The following is a 16,938-nucleotide window of genomic DNA, read 5'->3' as shown; positions in this document are numbered from 1 at the left end:
GTCGTCTTCGCTCCCTATCAACCGGCGCCGTGCCACAGGTCGACGCTGTGCGCGTCGACAAGGGCGCTGATACCGGTCAGGACGTCGTCGGCCGGCAACGGTCCGAGCCGGCGTCCGTCACGCAGGCGCACTGCGACGAGATCGTCAGCGGCTTCCCTGGCGCCGATGACGGCCTGGTAGGGAACCAGGCGCGCCGCCCGGACGCGTGCGCCCAGACTGCCGCGTTCCGGGCCCGCGACGTCGGCCCGCAGCCCGAGGCCGGCGCAGCGACGGGCGAGCGCTTCGGCGTGCGGCAGTTCGGTGTCGGAGACCGGGAGGATCACCAGTTGGGTGGGGGCGAGCCAGGCGGGGAAGGCCCCGCCATGGTGTTCGACGAGATGAGCGACGGCTCGTTCCACACTGCCGATGATGCTGCGGTGGACCATGACCGGGCGGTGTCTGGCACCGTCCGCGCCGATGTAGTGCAGGTCGAACTGCTCGGGCTGGTGGAAGTCGATCTGGACGGTGGACAGGGTGGACTCCCGGCCGGCTGCGTCGGTGACCTGGACGTCGATCTTGGGGCCGTAGAACGCGGCCTCTCCCTCGGCCGCCTCGTAGGCCAGGCCGGACCGGTCGAGGACGTCGGTCAGCAGGGCGGTGGACCGTCGCCACTTATCGGGTGCGGCCACGTACTTCCCGCCGGGGCCCGGAAGGGAGAGCCGGTAGCGGGTCGCGGTGATGCCGAGCGCCCGGTACGCCCGGCGGATCATCTCCAGCGCCGCCCGCGCCTCCCCTGCGACCTGGTCCAGGGTGCAGAAGACGTGCGCGTCGTTGAGCTGGATGGCCCGGACGCGGGTCAGCCCGCCGAGCACCCCGGAGAGCTCGGCACGGTACATGCCGCCGAGCTCGGCCATCCGCAGCGGAAGTTCACGGTAACTGTGGGGCCGGGAACGGTAGATGACCGCATGATGAGGACAGAGACTCGGCCGCAGGACGACCTGCTCGCCGCCGAGTTCCATCGGCGGGAACATGTCGTCGCTGTAGTGCGCCCAGTGTCCGGAGATCTCGTACAGCTCCCGTTTGCCGAGCACCGGCGAGTACACGTGCTGGTAGCCCGCTCGCCGCTCGGCGGCGCGGATGTACTCCTCCAGGGTGTGCCGCACGGTTGCGCCGTCGGGCAGCCAGTAGGGCAGTCCGGCACCGATCAGCGGGTCGGTGCCGAACAGGTCGAGTTCCCGGCCGAGTCTGCGGTGGTCGTGCACGGTGGTCATCGCGGTCTCCCTCGCTGGTCGCGGAGCAGGAGACCGGGCCTACGACGAAGCCCCGGGGCACCTGCCCCGGGGCTTCGCATCAGATCATCTGTCAGCGCGCCGGGACACTCTCCGGCGTCGTCGTCATGGCAGCGCGCTTCATGCCGGTCACCGTAGCAACGGCCCCCGGCAATCCGCCGCTCATTTTCGGGCCCGCACCGGCTCGAACTGCCGCGAAAACCACGTGCCGCGGCCGGGCGCACCTCCCTACGCTTCCCAGCATGGACAGTGCCTGGGCCGAGGGGCTCGTCAACGTCGTGGACGTCGAGGCGACCTGCTGGGCCGGTTCTCCGCCGCCCGGCGAGGTCAGCGAGATCATCGAGGTCGGGCTGACCGTCGTCGACCTGGCGGCGGGTGAGCGGCTGGCCCGGCACCGGATCCTGGTGCGGCCCGCCCGGTCCACGGTGAGCGGGTTCTGCACGGAGCTGACCGGCCTCACGCAGCCCGAGGTCGACCAGGGGGTCACCTTCGCCGAGGCGTGCCGGCTGCTGGCGGCCGAGCACCGTGCGGGCGCCCGGCCCTGGATCAGCTGGGGCGACTACGACCGCCATCAGTTCACCCGGCAGTGTCAGGCGACACGGACGACCTACCCCTTCAACCATCGTCACACCAACGCCAAGGCCGCCTTCACCGAGGCGTACGGCCTGCGCAAGCGCCCCGGCATGGCCCAGGCCCTGGAGATCGCCGGGCTGCCGCTCGAAGGCCGGCACCACCGGGGCGAGGACGACGCCTGGAACATCGCGGCCCTCGTGCTTCATCTCTCCGCGCGGGGCCACTGGCCGGCCCCGGTGACGCACCTCGCCTGACGCCATGGGGGAATTGCTGGAGCTCGCGGAGCGGGTCGCACTCCTCGACGCGTGTGTCGAGCCCATCGCGAGGAGGCCGGTGGGCCTCACCGACCCCGACCGGGTGCGGAGGATGCGGGAGGGCCCGCATCCGCTGGACGAGGCGGGGATCCGCCCGGAGGCCGAGGCGGCGCTGCGGGACGTCCTCACCCGCTACGAGGAGGGCGACGGCGGCCGGACGGCAACCCTGTGGGCCGTGGTGAGAAGAACTACTCAGTCCACGACCTGTGGGTCACGGAAGTAGTAGACGACGGTCACGCCCATGCCGTGGGTGTGCGTGTACACGACCGTGATCGCCTCTGCCGAGTCCCGGGCAAGGGGTGTGGTGTACGTGTATTCCACGGACGGAGGCCGCCACCCGGGGATCTCGCGGCCGGTCGCCGGGTCCCTGGGCGATGGCGGCGAGCGCCTCCCGGACCATTTCCCGCTCCCCCTCCGTCAGGTCACCGAACGCCTTCCTCGCGGGCTCGGCCTCCTCCAACGGGACGTCGTTCACCCGCCGCCGCCTTCGGCTCGCGCATCTTCCAGGGCGGTCATGATCTTGGCCGAGTTCCTGATCAACACCCGGTGCCGGTAGGCCCGGACCACGGCCGCGGCACCGGCGAAGTCATTGGTCGGGGAAGCTCCTATGGCGGCCGCCAGCTCCGCTTCGAAGCGCTCGCGATCGCCCGGGAAGCCATAGCGGCTGAGCGCGCTGCGCAGGTCGTCCACGGTCCGGATCTCCGGGAGGGGCATCGCTCCCCAGCCGTGCTCGGGCTGTGCGCTCATGATCAGCTCCTGAGGGACGGACATCGCTCCAGCTCCCAGTATGGCCCTGGTCACCACGCCACCGCCCCGGCTCCGCACTCCGCCCACATCACCTTGCCGCCCTTCGAGGTGCCGAGCTCACGGAGCACCGATGCGCCCCACCTGTCCGCGCAGGCCCGCACCAGGGGCAGGCCGCGGCCGTGCTCGGCGTCGGGTGGGGGTGGTGGGGCGGGGGCGGTCGAGAAGCCGGGCGGGACGTGCGGGTCCGTGTCCCATACGGTCACGCGGAGGCGGCCGGTGTCGACCGAGCGGAGCCGGAGCGCGTACGGCCCCTTCGTATGACAGTGCGCGTTGGCCAGGAGCTCCGCCGCCACCAGCTCCGCGGTCGGGGCCAGCTCCGGGAGCCCGTGCGCGGCGAGGACCAGTCTCAGGGTGCCCCGAGCGATACCCGGTGCGCGTGGATCGTGCGGAAGGTGCAGGGTGTACGCCCAGGACGGGGATACGGTGGCCATGGGAAGTCTCCGATCAGTGAAGAGAGTTGGACAGGTGCCCGGTGTCTCCGCCATGGCGTCCCACGGTGCGCTTCCGGGAGTGGCGCCTGAAACGACGATAAGGGCTGAGCAAATGTCATTTGCGGAGTACGGGGATACTTCGGGCGACATTCCCCCGTGTGAGTGACCCACGACGGAACAGACGTCCAGGAGGAGCGCACATGTCCGCAAGACCGCCGCTGACGTCCCGTCGACTCCGGGTCGCCGTCGAACTGCGCAAGATGCGCGAGCGTGCGGGCATAACGGCCACCGAGGCGGCCCGGGAACTGGGTACGGGCCAGGGGCAGCTCAGCAGCGTGGAGTCGGGCCGGTTCGGCGTGAGTCCCGAGCGCATCAGAGCCCTGGCCTCCATCTACTCGTGCGCGGACCAGGCGTTCGTGGAAGCCCTCGTCGACCTGGCGACGGACAGGACGCTCGGCTGGTGGGAGACCTACCGCGGGGTTCTGCCCTCGGGGCTCCTCGACCTGGCGGAGCTGGAACACCACGCCGTGGCCGTACGCACCGCGTACACCTCCCACATGCCGGGCCTGCTCCAGACCGCGGAGCACGCGCGTGAGATCTTCCGGCACGTCATCCCGGCACCCACCCCGCCCGAGGTCGAGCACCGCGTCTCGCACCGCGTCAAACGACAGGGCGTGCTGTACGGGGCCAACCCGACGCCGTACCGCACCACCGTGCACGAGGCCGCCCTGCACATGCGTGTCGGCGGTCGGACCGTGGCCCGCGCGCAGTTGCGGCATCTGCTCGACATGAGCGAGCTGGAGCACGTCACCATCCGGGTGCTCCCCTTCGACGTCGGCGCGTTCCCCGGATCGGGTCAGTCCATCAACTACCTATACGGCCCGGTCCCACAGCTCGACACCGCACAACTCGACCAGTTCCACGGCCCGGTCCTCCTCGACGCCGAGGCCCTCCTGGACAAGTACCGGAACCTGCTCGACGTGGTCGAAGCCACCGCCCTCAGCACCACGAAGTCCCGAGATCTGATCCACTCGATCGCCCAGAACCTGTGAAGGAGCCGACATGTCCCCGCACCGCTGGCAGAAGTCGTCCTACTGCCAGGAAGGCGACGCCTGCGTCCACATATCCGCCGGCCCCGCCCTCGTCCGCATAGCCGACGCCGACCCGCCCCGGAGCGTCCTCACCGTCGGCGCCAAGGCCTTCGGAGGTCTGCTCGACATGGTGAAGTCGTCCGGCGGACGGTGACGGTGCCAGGCAGTTGCCGGGATGTGACCGAGATGCGTGCCGAAGGAGCACGGGAGTCGGCGTCGGGCTCCTCCTCACCCACCATCTAACGATCCCTACGGAGAGCGTGCCGTGCGCCCTGTTCCCACCTGCGTCCTCAGCAGCGGCCAAGCCCCCCGGGTCCAGCATGGACACGCCCTGGACTCGTACGTCCAGATCGGCTCTCTGAGCAAGCCGCTCACCGGAACCGTGCTGGCCCGGCTGGCTGCGACGGGGGTGCTTCAGTTGGATGCCCCGTTGGAGGAGCTCCTCCCGGTACCGCGGGGTACCGGCATCACCCTGAGGCATCTCGCCCAGCACACCTCCGGACTGCCACGGCTGCCCCCGCACCTGAACCGGCGAGACCCTTACACCGCCTTCGACGATGCCGCCCTGCACGCCGTACTTCACGGACTGGACACCCTCACCACCACAGCCCCCGGCCACACCGAGGAGTACTCCAACCTCGGGTACGCCATCCTCGGAGCCGCACTCACCTCCGCCACAGGGATGTCCTACCAGGACCTCCTGAACCGTTATGTCCTTGCCCCTCTGGACGTCACGGAGGTGACCGGCACTCCTCCGCCGGACAGACGCCTGCACAGCCGCGGGCTGTTCGGCCGCCCACGTCGCCCCTGGACCATGACCGGCGCCATCCTGCCCGCCGGAGGCCTCTGGGCCACCCCGCGGGCCGCCGCCGATCTGGTGGTCGCCCTCCTCGTCGACCGGAAACTGGGAGAGCCCGCCCTGTCCTGGCAGAGATCCGGCACCGTGCTCTGGCACAACGGCGCCACCGGTGACGCCTCCGTTTTCGCCGGCGCCGTGCCGGACGGCAGATGGGTAGTGGTGCACCGGCTCACCGGACAAGCAGACCGCACCGACGAACTGGGCATCGAGGTCCTGCAGCAGACCGCACCCAGCAACACCGTCGAACTTCAGGACGAGTGAGTCGTACGCACCGCCGGCGGATGCTCAGCGCGGTTCGGGGAGCAGAGGAGAAGCTCCTTCGGCGTACGTCCCGGCACACCCCCACACCGTCGGCCGGGGCCGGGGCCCACACCGTCGGCCGGGGCCGCGGCCGACGGTGCCGGTTCCGGGACTGGTCAGCGGACCGGCAGGGACCGGGTGTGCTCGATGCGGACGGCGTCCAGGGCGCGCGGGTCCAGGCCGAGCAGCCGCAGGATCGTCGGCGCGATCTGCGTGGTCCGCACCGGCGCGTCTACGCGGACGTCGTGCGGGGTGCCGGCGCCGTAGACGACGAGCGGCACGTCCCGGTCGTCGGCGGCTGCTCCGCCGTGCTCCGCGATCTTGCCCTTGCCGCCGGTGTAGACCACGCCGTACCGGCTGACGCCGAACACGTCGGGCACGCGCGAGTCGCCGGGCCTGGCGTGGAAGTAGCGGGCGGCCGCCGCACCGGCGTAGACGGTCTTCAGGCCGCTCGCCGTGAACGGCTTGGCGGCTCCGTCGATGCCGGTGCCGGTGCCGGACCGGGCGAGCAGGTAGGCCTTGGCGAACTCGGTGGCGGCCTGGGACCGGTCGCTCAGCCACAGCAGCATGGCGTCGTCGTCCACGGCGTGGGCGACCAGGTCGCCGGCGCCGGGGTGGGCGGCCTTCCAGGCGGCGTTCAGCCCGTCGAGCAACGGCCCGTCGTCGATGCGGGTCAGTGCCTTCGGGTCGGTGGGCGACTGGCCGTGCTTGGCGGACAGGATGACGGTCGTGCTGCCGTCGAGGCCTCGCTGGTGGATCTCGTCGAGGAGAGCCCCGGCCTCCTGGTCGACGAAGCCGAGGTTCTTCGCGAGCAGCGGGCCGGGGGTGCCGGGCGTGGTGTAACCACCCGTCAGGCCGTCGGAGGCGGGCAGCTTCTGGGCGGTGGACACGGACTGGAAGTTCATGCCGAAGACCGCGGGTACGCCGGTCTTGTGGGTGCCACTGTGGTCGTGGCCGTCGATCTCGTTGAGGACAGCCTTCACCTTGTAGGCGTCGTACTGCTCGGTGGCCGCGTTGTCCTTCGTCCAGTCCTGGCCGGCCGGGTGGCCGACGGCCTGGCTGTTGATCTCGGGGGCGAACAGGTCCTGGATGCCGTCGCCGGACGGCCCGTCGAGGATCTCGTAGGCGACGTGCTTGTCCGACCACGCGGTGCGCAGCCCCGCCTTGCGGGCGACGTCGAAGACCGTGTTCACCTTGAGGTAGGAGTGCGGGTAGACCGGCTTGCAGGTCTTCGGGTCGACGGGCAGCTTCGCCGGGTCGATGAGGGCGGCCGCGTCACCGGTCATGTCCAGGATGCTGCCGGGCAGGCCGGTCAGGCCCTGGCCCGCGTCGAGGGAGTTCTGGTCCTTGTCGAGGTCCTCGGTGAGGTCGACCTCGGCGCCCGGCCTGACGCCCGCGCAGTCGGTGGTGCCGGCCGGGAGCAGGGCGTTGCTGTAGGTGTCGTCGTAGTAGACGCCCGTGACGCCCGGGTCCCCGCCGGTCAGCTGTCCCACCATGCCGGGGAAGGAGTCGGAGGGGACGGTGGTTCTCGCGTGGGTGTATTCCACGCCGCCGCCGGCCAGGCGGGCGAGCGCGGAACGCGGGTGCCGGGCCACGTACCAGGCCAGGTCGGACTGGTGCAGGCCGTCGACCGACAGCAGCAGGACGTGCCGGGAACGGGGCGTGGGGGAGGCCGAGGCGGGACCGGCCGTCGCGGCGGTCAGACCGCCGACGGCGGCGAGCGCGGCGGCGGCCGCCGCGGCAGGACGGAGGGGGTGTCGGAACACGGGGGTTCTCCTCGAGACTGTGCGGAGCTCGTGACCCTGCGGGTGACGCACCGACATTCGAGAAGGAGAACGTGTACGGAACCGGACCTGCGTGCCCGATTCTGTCAAAGAACGTCATGTCGGCGCGCAAAGCCCACCGGCCGGTGGCCCGCAAAGCCCACCGGCCCGTAGCCCGCGAAGCCCACCGGCCCCTAGCCCACTTCGGAGACAGAGGAACGATGTCCGACCGCAGATTCCGCATCACCACCGCCTTCCAGCGGCACGTCGCCAACCCGCTGACCCGGCTCATGCCCTTCCAGACGCTGCTGGAGACCACCGGGCGGGTGTCCGGGCAGGCCCGGCGGACGCCGTTGGGCGGGAAGCGGGTCGGGGACAGCTTCTGGCTGGTGTCGGAGTTCGGGGTGAAGTCGCAGTACGTGCGGAACATCCAGGCCGATCCCCGGGTGCGGGTGCGGATCGGTGGGCGGTGGCACCACGGCACCGCCCACCTGCTGCCCGACGACGACCCGGTCGCCCGGCTGCGCACCCTGCCGAAGGGCAACAGCGCGGCCGTGAAGCTGCTGGGGACCCAGCTGCTGACGATCCGGGTCGACCTCACCGACTAGTGCCGCACCAGAGAACCGCTGCCCTGTGACGAAGGCTGAGAAGATGACCACGCAGACCCACCCCGCCGACCAGGAACTCGTCGAGGCCGCAGCGCATGTCGCCCGCACCCGCTGCCGGGGCGACAACCACACCATGGCGGCCGCGGGCCGCGCCCGGGACGGCCGGATCGTCACCGCGGTGAACGCCTACCACTTCACCGGAGGACCCTGCGCCGAACTCGTCCTCATCGGCGCCGCGGCCGCCCAGGGAGCCTACGAACTGGACACGATCGTCGCCGTGGGCGACCGCGACCGGGGGATCGTTCCCCCCTGCGGTCGGTGCCGTCAGGTACTTCTCGACTACTTCCCCGCCATCAAGGTCATCGTCGGGGAGGACGGCCGCGTCCGAAGCGTCCCCGTCTCGGACCTGCTGCCCGCGAGCTACGTCTGGGCCGACCACCAGCTGGACGCCGGGTAGACCCCGCGGCTCGGCACCGGCTCAGTTCGCCGCCTTGTAGAACGCGTACGTCGCCGAGTACGGCACCGAGACCTGGTCCGTGCCGGTGCACGCGGCGGCCGGGGCCACACCGCCTTCCGTGTCCAGGCGCTGGACGTAGGTGACGCCCTCGAACGTCCCGGTGCCGCGGGTGGCCGTGGCCTTCAGGAGGAGTTCGGGGATGGTGCCCTCCTTGGCGGACGTGGCGACGGCGGAGGCGTTCACCGCGCTGCCGTCCACCGTGGACACCCACACCGGGCCGCGGGAGTGCAGGGCGACCGGGCGGTGGGCGCGGTCCCGCTTGTCGGAGAGGGTGGCGGCGGGCTCCAGGAGCTTCCAGGCGCCGTCGGTGCAGGTGTAGGTCTGCACGCCGTGCGCGGAGTAGACGCCGGTCAGCCTGTTGCCGTCGGGCACCGCGAGCGCGGCGGGGGCGTGGACGGCCGGGATGCGGACGGGCTGTGCCGACGCGGCCTGGACGGCGGTCGTGCCGAGCAGGGTGGCGGCGGCCGCGGCGGCGACGGCCGTGGAGGTCAGGGCGATTCTCTTGGCGAGCTTCATGGAGCTGTCTCCGAAGAATGGTGATGCGTGTCCAGGGAGGGGCCGGCCGGACGTCGATCAACCGGAAACCGGCCGTCCCCCTTGTGCCCCGGACGCTACGGACCCGGCGCCGCCCGCGGGGCCGATCGGCCGATCCCTGCCCGCACGGGACGCCCCGGCGGTCCCAAAGGGCAGTCGCGGCAAGCCGGTTGTCACCTCATCCCGGCCAGACGATCGCCTGTACCTCGCTGTAGGCGTGCAGCGCGTACGAGCCGACGTCCCGGCCCACCCCGCTCTTCTTGAACCCGCCGAACGGCGCCTCCATGTTCCGGCCCACCGTGTTGATCCCGACCCCGCCGGCCCGCAGCCGGCGCGCCACCCGGAAGGCACGGGCCACGTCCCCCGACCAGACGTAGTCGATGAGGCCGTAGTCGGAGTCGTTGGCGAGGGCGATGCCCTCCTCCTCGTCGTCGAAGGGGATGACGGAGACGACCGGGCCGAAGATCTCCTCGCGGGCCGCCCGCATGTCGTTGCCGCAGTCGGCGAGGAGGGTGGGCGCGACATAGAAACCCCGCTCCAGCGACGGGCGTTCACCGCCCGCCACCACCGTCGCCCCTTCCTTGCGGGCGAGTTCGACGTACGACTCGACGCGCGCCCGGTGCTCGGCGGAGATGACCGGTCCCACCACCGTGTCCGGCGCCGCCGGGTCCCCCACCGTCAACCTGCCCGCGTACGCGGCGAGTCCGGCCACCAGCCGGTCGTACAGGCCGCGCTGCACCAGCACCCGGGTGGGCGCCGTACAGATCTGTCCGCTGTAGAAGGAGAAGGTGGTGCCGATCCCGGCGACCGCCGAGCCGATGTCCGCGTCGTCGAGGACGACCGCCGCGCCCTTGCCGCCCAGCTCCATCAACTGCCGTTTCATGTCCCGCCCGCACACCTCGGCGATGCGCTGCCCGACGGCCGTGGACCCGGTGAAGCTGACCATGTCGACGTCCGGGGAGGCGACGGCCGCCTCGCCGACCGCGGTGGACCGGCCGGAGACCACGTTCAGCACGCCCGGCGGGACGCCCGCCGCCTCCAGCGCCTCCGCCATCCGGTAGACGGACAGGGGGTCCTGCGGGGCCGGCTTCACCACCACCGTGTTGCCCATGGCCAGCGCGGGCGCGACCTTGCCCGCCGGGTTGGCCCAGGGGTTGTTGTACGAGGTGATGCAGCTGACCACCCCGACCGGCTGCCGTACGGCCAGCGCGCCCATCACCCCGGCCTTCCCCATCGGGCCGGCCTCGTTGATCTGCGGCGGGATCGCCCACTCGGCGGGCTCGACGGTCGCGTACCGCCGGAACCGGGCCACGGCCACCCCCACCTGCATCGCCCGCGCCGTCCCGGTGGTCGCCCCGGTCTCCGCCCGCGCCAGCTCCGTGTACGGCCCCGTCCGCTCCCGGATGATTCCGGCGGCCCGGCCCAGCACCGCGGCCCGTTCCGCGGCGGGGGTCCGCGACCAGGCCGTGAACGCCTCCCGGGCGGCGGCGCAGGCGGCCAGCACCTGCTCCTCGGAGGCCTCGGGCGCCCAGCCGACGGTCTCCTCGGTCGCCGGGTCGATCACCGCGTAGTGCCCGGCGTCCGGCTCGACCCAGGCGCCCCCGAGGAACAGCCGCTGCCGGCCGGCCGTTTCGCTCACCGGGTGCTCACCGTCCTGGTGTCCCGCCCGGACCGCAGCACCGTCCCGGGTACGGCCCCGCTCACCACGTCGTCCCGGATGGCCTCGACGCCGTTGACCCAGACCGCGCGCACGCCGATCGCCTTCGAGTCCAGCCGCGGGCTGTCTCCCGGCAGGTCGTGCACCAGGGTGGCCTGGCCGGCGGCGATCCGCTCCGGGTCGAAGAGCACCAGGTCGGCATGGAAGCCCTCGGCGATCCGTCCGCGCTCCCGCAGTCCGAAGAGCCGGGCGGGATCGTCGGTCAGCATCTTCACGGCCTGTTCGAGACCGAGCAGCTTCCGGCCGCGCAGACAGTCCCCGAGGAACCGGGTGGTGTACGGTGCCCCGCACATCCGGTCCAGGTGCGCCCCCGCGTCGGACCCGCCGAGCAGGACGTCCTCGTGCCGCCAGGTCTCGGCGCGCAGCGCCCAGGAGGCGGGGTCGTTGTCGGTGGGCATGGGCCACAGGACGGTGCGGAGACCGTCGGCGGCGCAGATCTCGACCAGGCAGTGGAAGGGGTCCTGCCCGCGCTCCTGCGCGATGTCGTTCACGACCCGCCCGGTGAGCCCGGCGTTGGCCTCGCTGTAGGTGTCCCCGATGACGTACCGCCCGAAGTTCGCCAGCCGCCGGAAGACCCCGGCCTCCTTGGAGCGGGCGCGTTCCAGCATCCCGGCGCGCACCTCGGGATCGCGCAGCCTCTCGATCCGCTCGGGGACCGGCAGCCCGAGGACCGGCCCCCATCCGGGGATCAGGTTCAGTGCACAGAAGGTCCCCAGTGACATGTTCATCGGCGTGAGGATGGGCATGGTCAGCGCCACGACCCTGCCGCCCGCCTTCCGGGCCCGCTCGCTCGCCTGGAGCTGCCGGGGCACCCGCTCGGGCACGGCGGCGTCCACCGTCAGCACGTTCCAGTTCAGGGGCCGCCCGGCCACCGCGCTCAGCTCCGCGAACAGGTCGATCTCGGCGTCACTGAACTGGTCCAGGCACCCGGCGACGATCGCCTCGATCTGCGTCCCCTCGTGCTCCCCGACGGCCTTGGCGAGGGCCAGCAGTTCGGCGGGGCGTGCGTGCCGGGAGGCCACGGGCTGCCCGTCCCCGTCCGAGTGGGTGCTGGACTGGGTGGTGGAGAAGCCCCACGCCCCCGCGTCCATGGCCTCGTGCAACAGCCTTACGATCTGGTTCAGTTGCTCCTCACTGGGCTGTCCGCCCACCGCGTCGGCGCCCATCACGTACCGGCGCAGGGCGCAGTGCCCCACCATGAAACCGGCGTTGACGGCGATCCGTCCTTCGAGGGCGTCCAGGTACTCCCCGAAGGAGTTCCAGCTCCAGGGTGCCCCTTCCTCCAGGGCGACCAGCGACATCCCCTCGACCCTGGACATCATGCGCCGGGTGTAGTCGGCGTCGTCGGGCCGGGCCGGGTTGAGGGGCGCGAGGGTGAACCCGCAGTTCCCGGCGGCGACCGTGGTCACCCCGTGGTTCAGGGAGGGGGTCGCGTACGGGTCCCAGAACAGCTGCGCGTCGTAGTGCGTGTGCGGATCGACGAACCCGGGAGCGAGCACGAGCCCCGTGGCGTCCTCGCTGGTACGGGATTCCCCGGTGACGGTCCCGATGACGGCGATACGCCCGTCACGGACACCGACGTCGGCGACGAAGGCGGGCGCGCCGGTGCCGTCGACAACAGACGCCCCTTTGATGACGTGATCGAGCATGGGCTCACCTCCTGGTATGCGGCACGACTGCCTGCCTAGGGGCGCGGGGAACGGCGCGACAGGCCACCACGCACCCGCACCCGCACCCGCCGGCGCACGCTCAAGCCCCCTGACGGAACCGCGTAGTCCGGTGCACCGGATCCGTGTCGATCTTCGGAATCACGTGCTCCCCGATCAACCGGATCGTCTGCAGCGTCTCCTCCTTCGGCACCCCCACCGGCAGCCCGAAGCTCAACTGATCGGCCCCGGCCTGCTCCCACCGCTTGCACTGCCGCAGCACCTCGTCGGGGTCGCCGCAGATCAGCAGCTCCTCCTCGACGAGCAGTTCGACGAACTCGGGGGTGTACTCGGGCAGCGTCTCGGGCCACACCGGGAACCCCTCGGGCCGCGGGAAGGTGTCGTGGTACCGGAACACCAGCGAGGGCAGGTAGTGCAGCCCTCCGGAGGCCGCGATCCGGATCGCCTCGTCGTGGGTGGGCGCGCAGATCGCGGTTGTCGTCACCATCACGTTGTCGTTGACGAAGTCCCCGACCGGCTCGGCGTTCACGATCGCCGTCTTGTACTGCTCCAGCACCCACTCCATGTCGGAGACCTTCTGGATGCTGAACCCGAGAACCCCGAGCCCCTTCTTCGCCGCCATGGCGTACGACGGCGGCGACCCGGCGGCGTACCACATCGCCGGGTGGGACTTCCCGTACGGCTTGGGCAGGACCTTGCGCGGCGGCAGCTGCCAGTGTTTGCCCTGGAAGCCGACGTACTCGTCCTGGAGCCACATCTTGGGGAACTCGGCGATGGTCTCCTCCCAGATCTCCTTCGTGTAGTTCATGTCGGTCACCCCGGGGATGAACCCGAGGATCTCGTGGGAGCCGGCGCCCCGCCCGCTGCCGAACTCGAAGCGGTTGCCGCTGAGATGGTCGAGCATGGCCACCTTCTCGGCGACCTTCACCGGGTGGTTGACCTGGGCGAGGGGGTTGAAGATCCCGGAGCCGAGGTGGATCCGCTCGGTGGCGTGGGCCAGGTACCCCAGGTACACGTCGTTCGCGGAGAGGTGCGAGTACTCGTCCAGGAAGTGGTGCTCGGAGGCCCAGGCGTACTTGAAGCCGGACCTGTCCGCCTCGATGACGTACTCGGTCTCCTCCATCAGTGCCTTGTGCTCGGCCAGCGGGTCGGTCTCGGCGCGCTTGCCCACGTATCCCTGTACAAAGAGCCCGAATTCCAAGGCGGTTCACCGTCCCAAGTCCAGGTGGGTGGTCCCTATGAGTCCTAGGCACTTTCTGACGTAGCGTCAGAAAGGTCAATAGCTGACGAGCCGTCAGATGACACTGACGCCGGCCAGCCATCCCCCGTCGATCACGAACGGCTGACCGGTGATGTACGACGAGTCGTCCGAGGTCAGGAACAGGGCCAGCCGGGCCACCTCCTCGGCGCGCCCGATCCGCCCGAGCGGCACGAGCTTGCGGTACAGCTCGTCCAGGGCCCGGCTCATCTCCGCCGGATCGGCGTCCGGGTCCAGCCGCGCCGGGTTGGACATCGCGGTGTCGATGGCGCCGGGGCAGATCGCGTTGACGCGGATCCCCCGGTCGGCCAGCTCCAGCGCGGCGACCCGGGTGAGCCCGAGCACCGCGTGCTTGGTCGCGGTGTACGTCCCCACCGCCGCCATCCCGGTCAGCCCGGTGTAGGAGGCCGTGTTCACGATGGTCCCGCCGTCGGCCAGCTCCGGCGCCACCGTCTTCATGCCGAGGAAGCAGCCGACCTGGTTGACCTGCACGACCTGCATGAACTCCGCGAGCGGGGTGTCCACGAGGGCGTTGAAGCGCAGGATGCCCGCGTTGTTCACCAGCCCGTCGAGCCGCCCGTACGCCTTCTTCGCGGCGGCGACGGCGGCCTGCCACTCCTGCTCCACACCCACGTCCAGGTGGACGTAGCGCGCCCCTATCTCCTTGGCGAGCGCCTCGCCGAGGTCGTCCAGGACGTCCGCCACGACCACGTGCGCGCCCTCCGCCACGAAGAGCCGCGCCTCCTGCTCGCCCTGCCCGCGGGCCGCCCCGGTGACGATGACGACCCGCCCGTCCAGCTTGCCCATGCCACGCACTCCTCAGATCAGGCGGGGCGCTACCTCGGCCCCGAACGCCTCTATCTGGTCGATGAGTTCGGTGCGGCTCCGGCTGCGGAACCGCACCTGGACCTGGTGCACGCCCAGCGCGCCGTAGGCCCGCAGCGACTCGGCGAGGGCGTCGGGGCCGCCGCTGAGGGTGCGGCGGCCCACGTCCCAGCCGGGTGTGCCGACGTACAGCGGCTCGGTGATCGCGCCGACGGTGACCGGCTCCTCGATCCCGGCCTCCGCGCGCAGCCGCCGCAGCCGGTCGATCTGGGCCGGCAGCCGGTCCCTCGGATCACCCTGCGGCAGCCAGCCGTCGCCCTTGAGCGCGGCCCGGCGCACGGCCGCCGGCGAGGACCCGCCGATCCACACCGGTACCCGCGCCTGTGCGGGCCGGGGCCGCTGGCCGAGCCCCTCGAAGTCGTAGAACTTGCCGTGGTGGGCGGGGAACTCGTCCGGTCCCAGGGCCGCCCGCAGCGCGTCGACCGCCTCGTCGAGCACGGCGCCGCGCTGCCGGAAGTCCACGCCCAGCACCTCGAACTCCTCCCGGACATGCCCGGCGCCGACCCCGAGGATCAGCCGTCCGCCGGAGAGGTGGTCGAGGGTCGCGTACTGCTTGGCGGAGAGCAGCGGGTGGCGCAGGCCCACGACGGCGACATGGCTGAGCAGCCGCACCCGCTCCGTCACCGCGGCCAGGTGGGCGAGGGTGGCGACCGGGTCGTACCAGACGGTGCTCATCGCGTCGGCCAGCCGGTGCGGGATCGCCACGTGGTCGCAGACGGCGAGGTAGGCGAAGCCAGCCCGGTCCACGGCCCGCGCGATCTCGACCAGGTCGGCGGCGCCCGCCCCGGCCTCCCAGCGCTCCGCGTAGAGGGTGGACTGGGACTGGACGGGGAGCTGGATGCCGTAGTCGATCACCGCGGACCGCCCCACAGACCCTCCGGGGTGAGGCCCAGCAGGTCGATCGCGTTGCCCCGTACGATCCGCTCCACCACGTCCGGGGCGAGATGGCCCATCTGGGCCTCGCCGACCTCCCGGGACTTCGGCCAGGTGGAGTCGGAGTGCGGGTAGTCGGTCTCGTAGAGGACGTTGCCGAGGCCGATGGAGTCGAGGTTCCTCAGGCCGAAGGCGTCGTCGAAGAAGCAGCCGTAGACGTGCCCGGCGAAGAGCTCGGAGGGCGGCCGGGTGACCTTGTCGGCGACCCCGCCCCAGGCCCGGTTCTCCTCCCAGACGACGTCGGCGCGTTCCAGGATGTAGGGGATCCAGCCGATCTGGCCCTCCGCGTACATCACCTTCAGGTTCGGGAAGCGTTCGAACTTGCCGCTCATCAGCCAGTCGACCATCGAGAAGCAGCAGTTGGCGAAGGTGATGGTGGAGCCGACGGCGGGCGGGGCGTCCGCGGAGGTGGACGGCATCCTGCTGCTGGAGCCGATGTGCATGGCGACGACCGTGCCGGTCTCGTCGCAGGCGGCGAGGAAGGGGTCCCAGGCGTCGGTGTGGACGGAGGGCAGCCCGAGGTGCGGGGGTATCTCGGAGAAGGCGACGGCGCGGACCCCGCGGGCCGCGTTGCGGCGGACCTCGGCGGCGGCCAGTCCGGCGTCCCAGAGCGGGATGAGGGTCAGCGGGATCAGGCGGCCGCGGGCCTGCGGGCCGCACCACTCCTCCACCATCCAGTCGTTGTAGGCCCGGACGCAGAGCAGGGCCAGTTCGCGGTCCGCGGCCTCGGTGAAGGTCTGCCCGCAGAAGCGCGGGAAGGTGGGGAAGCAGAGGGCGGACTGGACGTGGTTGACGTCCATGTCGGCGAGCCGCCGCGGCACGTCCCAGGAGCCCGCCCGCATCTGCTCGTACGTGATCACCTCGAGCTTGATCTCGTCGCGGGAGTAGCCCACCGCGGTGTCGAGGCGGGTGAGAGGGCGGTGCAGGTCCTCGTAGATCCACCAGTCGCCGATCGGGCCGTCCTCGCCCGGGTCGCCCATCACGGGCTTGAACCGGCCGCCGAGGAAGCTCATGTCACGCAGCGGGGCGCGGACGATGCGCGGTCCGGTGTCCAGGTACTTCTTCGGGAGGCGGGACTGCCAGACGTCCGGCGGCTCCACGGTGTGGTCGTCGACGGAGATGATCAGCGGGAGGGTGCCGTCCTGGATGTCGTCACGGGTGTCCATGGCGCTCACGGTAGCGCTGATCTGACGAACCGTCAGCTATGGGAGTGACGGTTCATCAGGCGCCCGTCCGGGTCCGCCGGAGCCCTCGGAAGAATCGTTCCGTCTTCCGTCCGGCCTGCTCATGGCGGCCGTCACGGTGTGAAGACTCCGTGGACCACCGCGTGTCGCCCTGTGATCGGTGTCTCGCCCGGCTGACGCAACCCACCTGAACAAGGCAAACTGACGGGGTGAGTCGGGTCTCTAGGGG

19 protein-coding genes are annotated in these 16,938 nt (G+C 71.2%); 7 read left to right on the top strand and 12 right to left on the bottom strand.

Annotated elements, in window-relative coordinates; all coding sequences use genetic code 11:
* Window positions 1-17 precede the first annotated feature (17 nt).
* Complete coding sequence (gene thrS / locus MB828_RS43595) at window positions 18-1,241, bottom strand: threonine--tRNA ligase (protein WP_301653031.1); 1,224 nt, start codon at window positions 1,239-1,241, stop codon at window positions 18-20.
* A 269-nt stretch (window positions 1,242-1,510) separates the two neighbouring features.
* On the opposite strand from thrS, the gene MB828_RS43590 reads away from it, so the two are divergent.
* Both MB828_RS43590 and MB828_RS43585 read left to right on the top strand, forming a co-directional pair.
* Window positions 1,511-2,095 carry a 3'-5' exonuclease gene (locus MB828_RS43590; RefSeq protein WP_301652986.1) on the top strand — a complete coding sequence of 195 codons (585 nt, stop codon included), beginning with the start codon at window positions 1,511-1,513 and terminating at the stop codon, window positions 2,093-2,095.
* 4 nt (window positions 2,096-2,099) lie between these two features.
* Window positions 2,100-2,378, top strand: a complete 279-nt coding sequence (locus MB828_RS43585; RefSeq protein WP_301652985.1) for a hypothetical protein — start codon at window positions 2,100-2,102, stop codon at window positions 2,376-2,378.
* On the opposite strand, the gene MB828_RS43580 is transcribed toward MB828_RS43585, so the two are convergent.
* The 3 genes from MB828_RS43580 to MB828_RS43570 all read right to left on the bottom strand — a co-directional run bounded on the left by MB828_RS43580 (window position 2,348) and on the right by MB828_RS43570 (window position 3,393).
* On the bottom strand, window positions 2,348-2,476 hold the full coding sequence (locus tag MB828_RS43580; RefSeq protein WP_301652984.1) for a hypothetical protein: 129 nt from the start codon (window positions 2,474-2,476) through the stop codon (window positions 2,348-2,350). The genes MB828_RS43585 and MB828_RS43580 overlap by 31 nt on opposite strands.
* Window positions 2,477-2,626: 150 nt before the next feature.
* Window positions 2,627-2,902 (bottom strand): hypothetical protein, encoded by a 276-nt coding sequence (locus MB828_RS43575; protein ID WP_301652983.1) that lies wholly within the window; start codon window positions 2,900-2,902, stop codon window positions 2,627-2,629.
* A 50-nt stretch (window positions 2,903-2,952) separates the two neighbouring features.
* Window positions 2,953-3,393, bottom strand: a complete 441-nt coding sequence (locus MB828_RS43570; protein ID WP_301652982.1) for an ATP-binding protein — start codon at window positions 3,391-3,393, stop codon at window positions 2,953-2,955.
* Window positions 3,394-3,593: 200 nt separating this feature from the next.
* Between MB828_RS43570 and MB828_RS43565 the strand changes: the two genes are divergently transcribed.
* From MB828_RS43565 to MB828_RS43555, 3 genes are all read left to right on the top strand, one after another.
* Complete coding sequence (locus MB828_RS43565) at window positions 3,594-4,445, top strand: helix-turn-helix domain-containing protein (RefSeq protein ID WP_301652981.1); 852 nt, start codon at window positions 3,594-3,596, stop codon at window positions 4,443-4,445.
* Window positions 4,446-4,455: 10 nt separating this feature from the next.
* A complete protein-coding gene (locus MB828_RS43560; protein WP_301652980.1) occupies window positions 4,456-4,638 on the top strand; it encodes a DUF397 domain-containing protein in 183 nt (60 codons plus the stop codon).
* A gap of 111 nt (window positions 4,639-4,749) precedes the next feature.
* The gene (locus MB828_RS43555) at window positions 4,750-5,604 is read left to right on the top strand and encodes a serine hydrolase domain-containing protein (RefSeq protein WP_301652979.1); all 855 of its coding nucleotides are present in this window, start codon (window positions 4,750-4,752) and stop codon (window positions 5,602-5,604) included.
* A gap of 155 nt (window positions 5,605-5,759) precedes the next feature.
* Here the strand turns inward: MB828_RS43555 and MB828_RS43550 are convergent, their stop codons facing one another.
* Entirely contained in the window at window positions 5,760-7,409 is a 1,650-nt protein-coding gene (locus tag MB828_RS43550) for an alkaline phosphatase family protein (RefSeq protein ID WP_301652978.1), read from the bottom strand.
* Window positions 7,410-7,627: 218 nt separating this feature from the next.
* Between MB828_RS43550 and MB828_RS43545 the strand changes: the two genes are divergently transcribed.
* Together MB828_RS43545 and MB828_RS43540 are read left to right on the top strand one after the other, a co-directional pair.
* On the top strand, window positions 7,628-8,014 hold the full coding sequence (locus MB828_RS43545) for a nitroreductase/quinone reductase family protein (protein WP_133026566.1): 387 nt from the start codon (window positions 7,628-7,630) through the stop codon (window positions 8,012-8,014).
* Between the two features lie 43 nt (window positions 8,015-8,057).
* Window positions 8,058-8,471: a cytidine deaminase family protein gene (locus MB828_RS43540; protein WP_133026567.1), complete on the top strand. Its 414-nt coding sequence runs from the start codon at window positions 8,058-8,060 to the stop codon at window positions 8,469-8,471.
* Window positions 8,472-8,492: 21 nt separating this feature from the next.
* Here MB828_RS43540 and MB828_RS43535 read toward each other — a convergent pair whose 3' ends face one another.
* The 7 genes from MB828_RS43535 to MB828_RS43505 form a co-directional block, all read right to left on the bottom strand.
* Window positions 8,493-9,047, bottom strand: a complete 555-nt coding sequence (locus tag MB828_RS43535; RefSeq protein ID WP_301652977.1) for a DUF3455 domain-containing protein — start codon at window positions 9,045-9,047, stop codon at window positions 8,493-8,495.
* 196 nt (window positions 9,048-9,243) lie between these two features.
* On the bottom strand, window positions 9,244-10,704 hold the full coding sequence (locus tag MB828_RS43530) for an aldehyde dehydrogenase family protein (RefSeq protein WP_301652976.1): 1,461 nt from the start codon (window positions 10,702-10,704) through the stop codon (window positions 9,244-9,246).
* The gene (locus tag MB828_RS43525) at window positions 10,701-12,431 is read right to left on the bottom strand and encodes an N-acyl-D-amino-acid deacylase family protein (RefSeq protein WP_301652975.1); all 1,731 of its coding nucleotides are present in this window, start codon (window positions 12,429-12,431) and stop codon (window positions 10,701-10,703) included. Before MB828_RS43525 ends, MB828_RS43530 begins: the two co-directional genes overlap by 4 nt.
* Window positions 12,432-12,531: 100 nt before the next feature.
* Entirely contained in the window at window positions 12,532-13,650 is a 1,119-nt protein-coding gene (locus MB828_RS43520; RefSeq protein ID WP_343236249.1) for an LLM class flavin-dependent oxidoreductase, read from the bottom strand.
* Between the two features lie 93 nt (window positions 13,651-13,743).
* Window positions 13,744-14,514 carry an SDR family NAD(P)-dependent oxidoreductase gene (locus MB828_RS43515; RefSeq protein WP_301652973.1) on the bottom strand — a complete coding sequence of 257 codons (771 nt, stop codon included), beginning with the start codon at window positions 14,512-14,514 and terminating at the stop codon, window positions 13,744-13,746.
* A gap of 12 nt (window positions 14,515-14,526) precedes the next feature.
* Complete coding sequence (locus MB828_RS43510; protein ID WP_301652972.1) at window positions 14,527-15,462, bottom strand: LLM class F420-dependent oxidoreductase; 936 nt, start codon at window positions 15,460-15,462, stop codon at window positions 14,527-14,529.
* Window positions 15,444-16,691, bottom strand: a complete 1,248-nt coding sequence (locus MB828_RS43505; RefSeq protein WP_301652971.1) for an amidohydrolase family protein — start codon at window positions 16,689-16,691, stop codon at window positions 15,444-15,446. The genes MB828_RS43510 and MB828_RS43505 overlap by 19 nt, the downstream gene beginning before the upstream one ends.
* Between the last annotated feature and the right edge of the window lie 247 nt (window positions 16,692-16,938).

The sequence above is a fragment of the Streptomyces arenae genome (genome assembly GCF_022343545.1).
In the GTDB taxonomy this organism is placed as follows: Bacteria; Actinomycetota; Actinomycetes; order Streptomycetales; family Streptomycetaceae; genus Streptomyces; species Streptomyces humi.
This window is presented reverse-complemented; position numbering and strand designations above follow the sequence as displayed.

Coding starts and splice junctions, on each gene's coding strand:
- MB828_RS43590 (WP_301652986.1), top strand. CDS start 1,511: ATGGACAGTGCCTGGGCCGAGGGGCTCGTCAACGTCGTGGACGTCGAG.
- MB828_RS43585 (WP_301652985.1), top strand. CDS start 2,100: ATGGGGGAATTGCTGGAGCTCGCGGAGCGGGTCGCACTCCTCGACGCG.
- MB828_RS43575 (WP_301652983.1), bottom strand. CDS start 2,902: ATGAGCGCACAGCCCGAGCACGGCTGGGGAGCGATGCCCCTCCCGGAG.
- MB828_RS43570 (WP_301652982.1), bottom strand. CDS start 3,393: ATGGCCACCGTATCCCCGTCCTGGGCGTACACCCTGCACCTTCCGCAC.
- MB828_RS43565 (WP_301652981.1), top strand. CDS start 3,594: ATGTCCGCAAGACCGCCGCTGACGTCCCGTCGACTCCGGGTCGCCGTC.
- MB828_RS43560 (WP_301652980.1), top strand. CDS start 4,456: ATGTCCCCGCACCGCTGGCAGAAGTCGTCCTACTGCCAGGAAGGCGAC.
- MB828_RS43545 (WP_133026566.1), top strand. CDS start 7,628: ATGTCCGACCGCAGATTCCGCATCACCACCGCCTTCCAGCGGCACGTC.
- MB828_RS43540 (WP_133026567.1), top strand. CDS start 8,058: ATGACCACGCAGACCCACCCCGCCGACCAGGAACTCGTCGAGGCCGCA.
- MB828_RS43535 (WP_301652977.1), bottom strand. CDS start 9,047: ATGAAGCTCGCCAAGAGAATCGCCCTGACCTCCACGGCCGTCGCCGCC.
- MB828_RS43525 (WP_301652975.1), bottom strand. CDS start 12,431: ATGCTCGATCACGTCATCAAAGGGGCGTCTGTTGTCGACGGCACCGGC.
- MB828_RS43515 (WP_301652973.1), bottom strand. CDS start 14,514: ATGGGCAAGCTGGACGGGCGGGTCGTCATCGTCACCGGGGCGGCCCGC.
- MB828_RS43505 (WP_301652971.1), bottom strand. CDS start 16,691: ATGGACACCCGTGACGACATCCAGGACGGCACCCTCCCGCTGATCATC.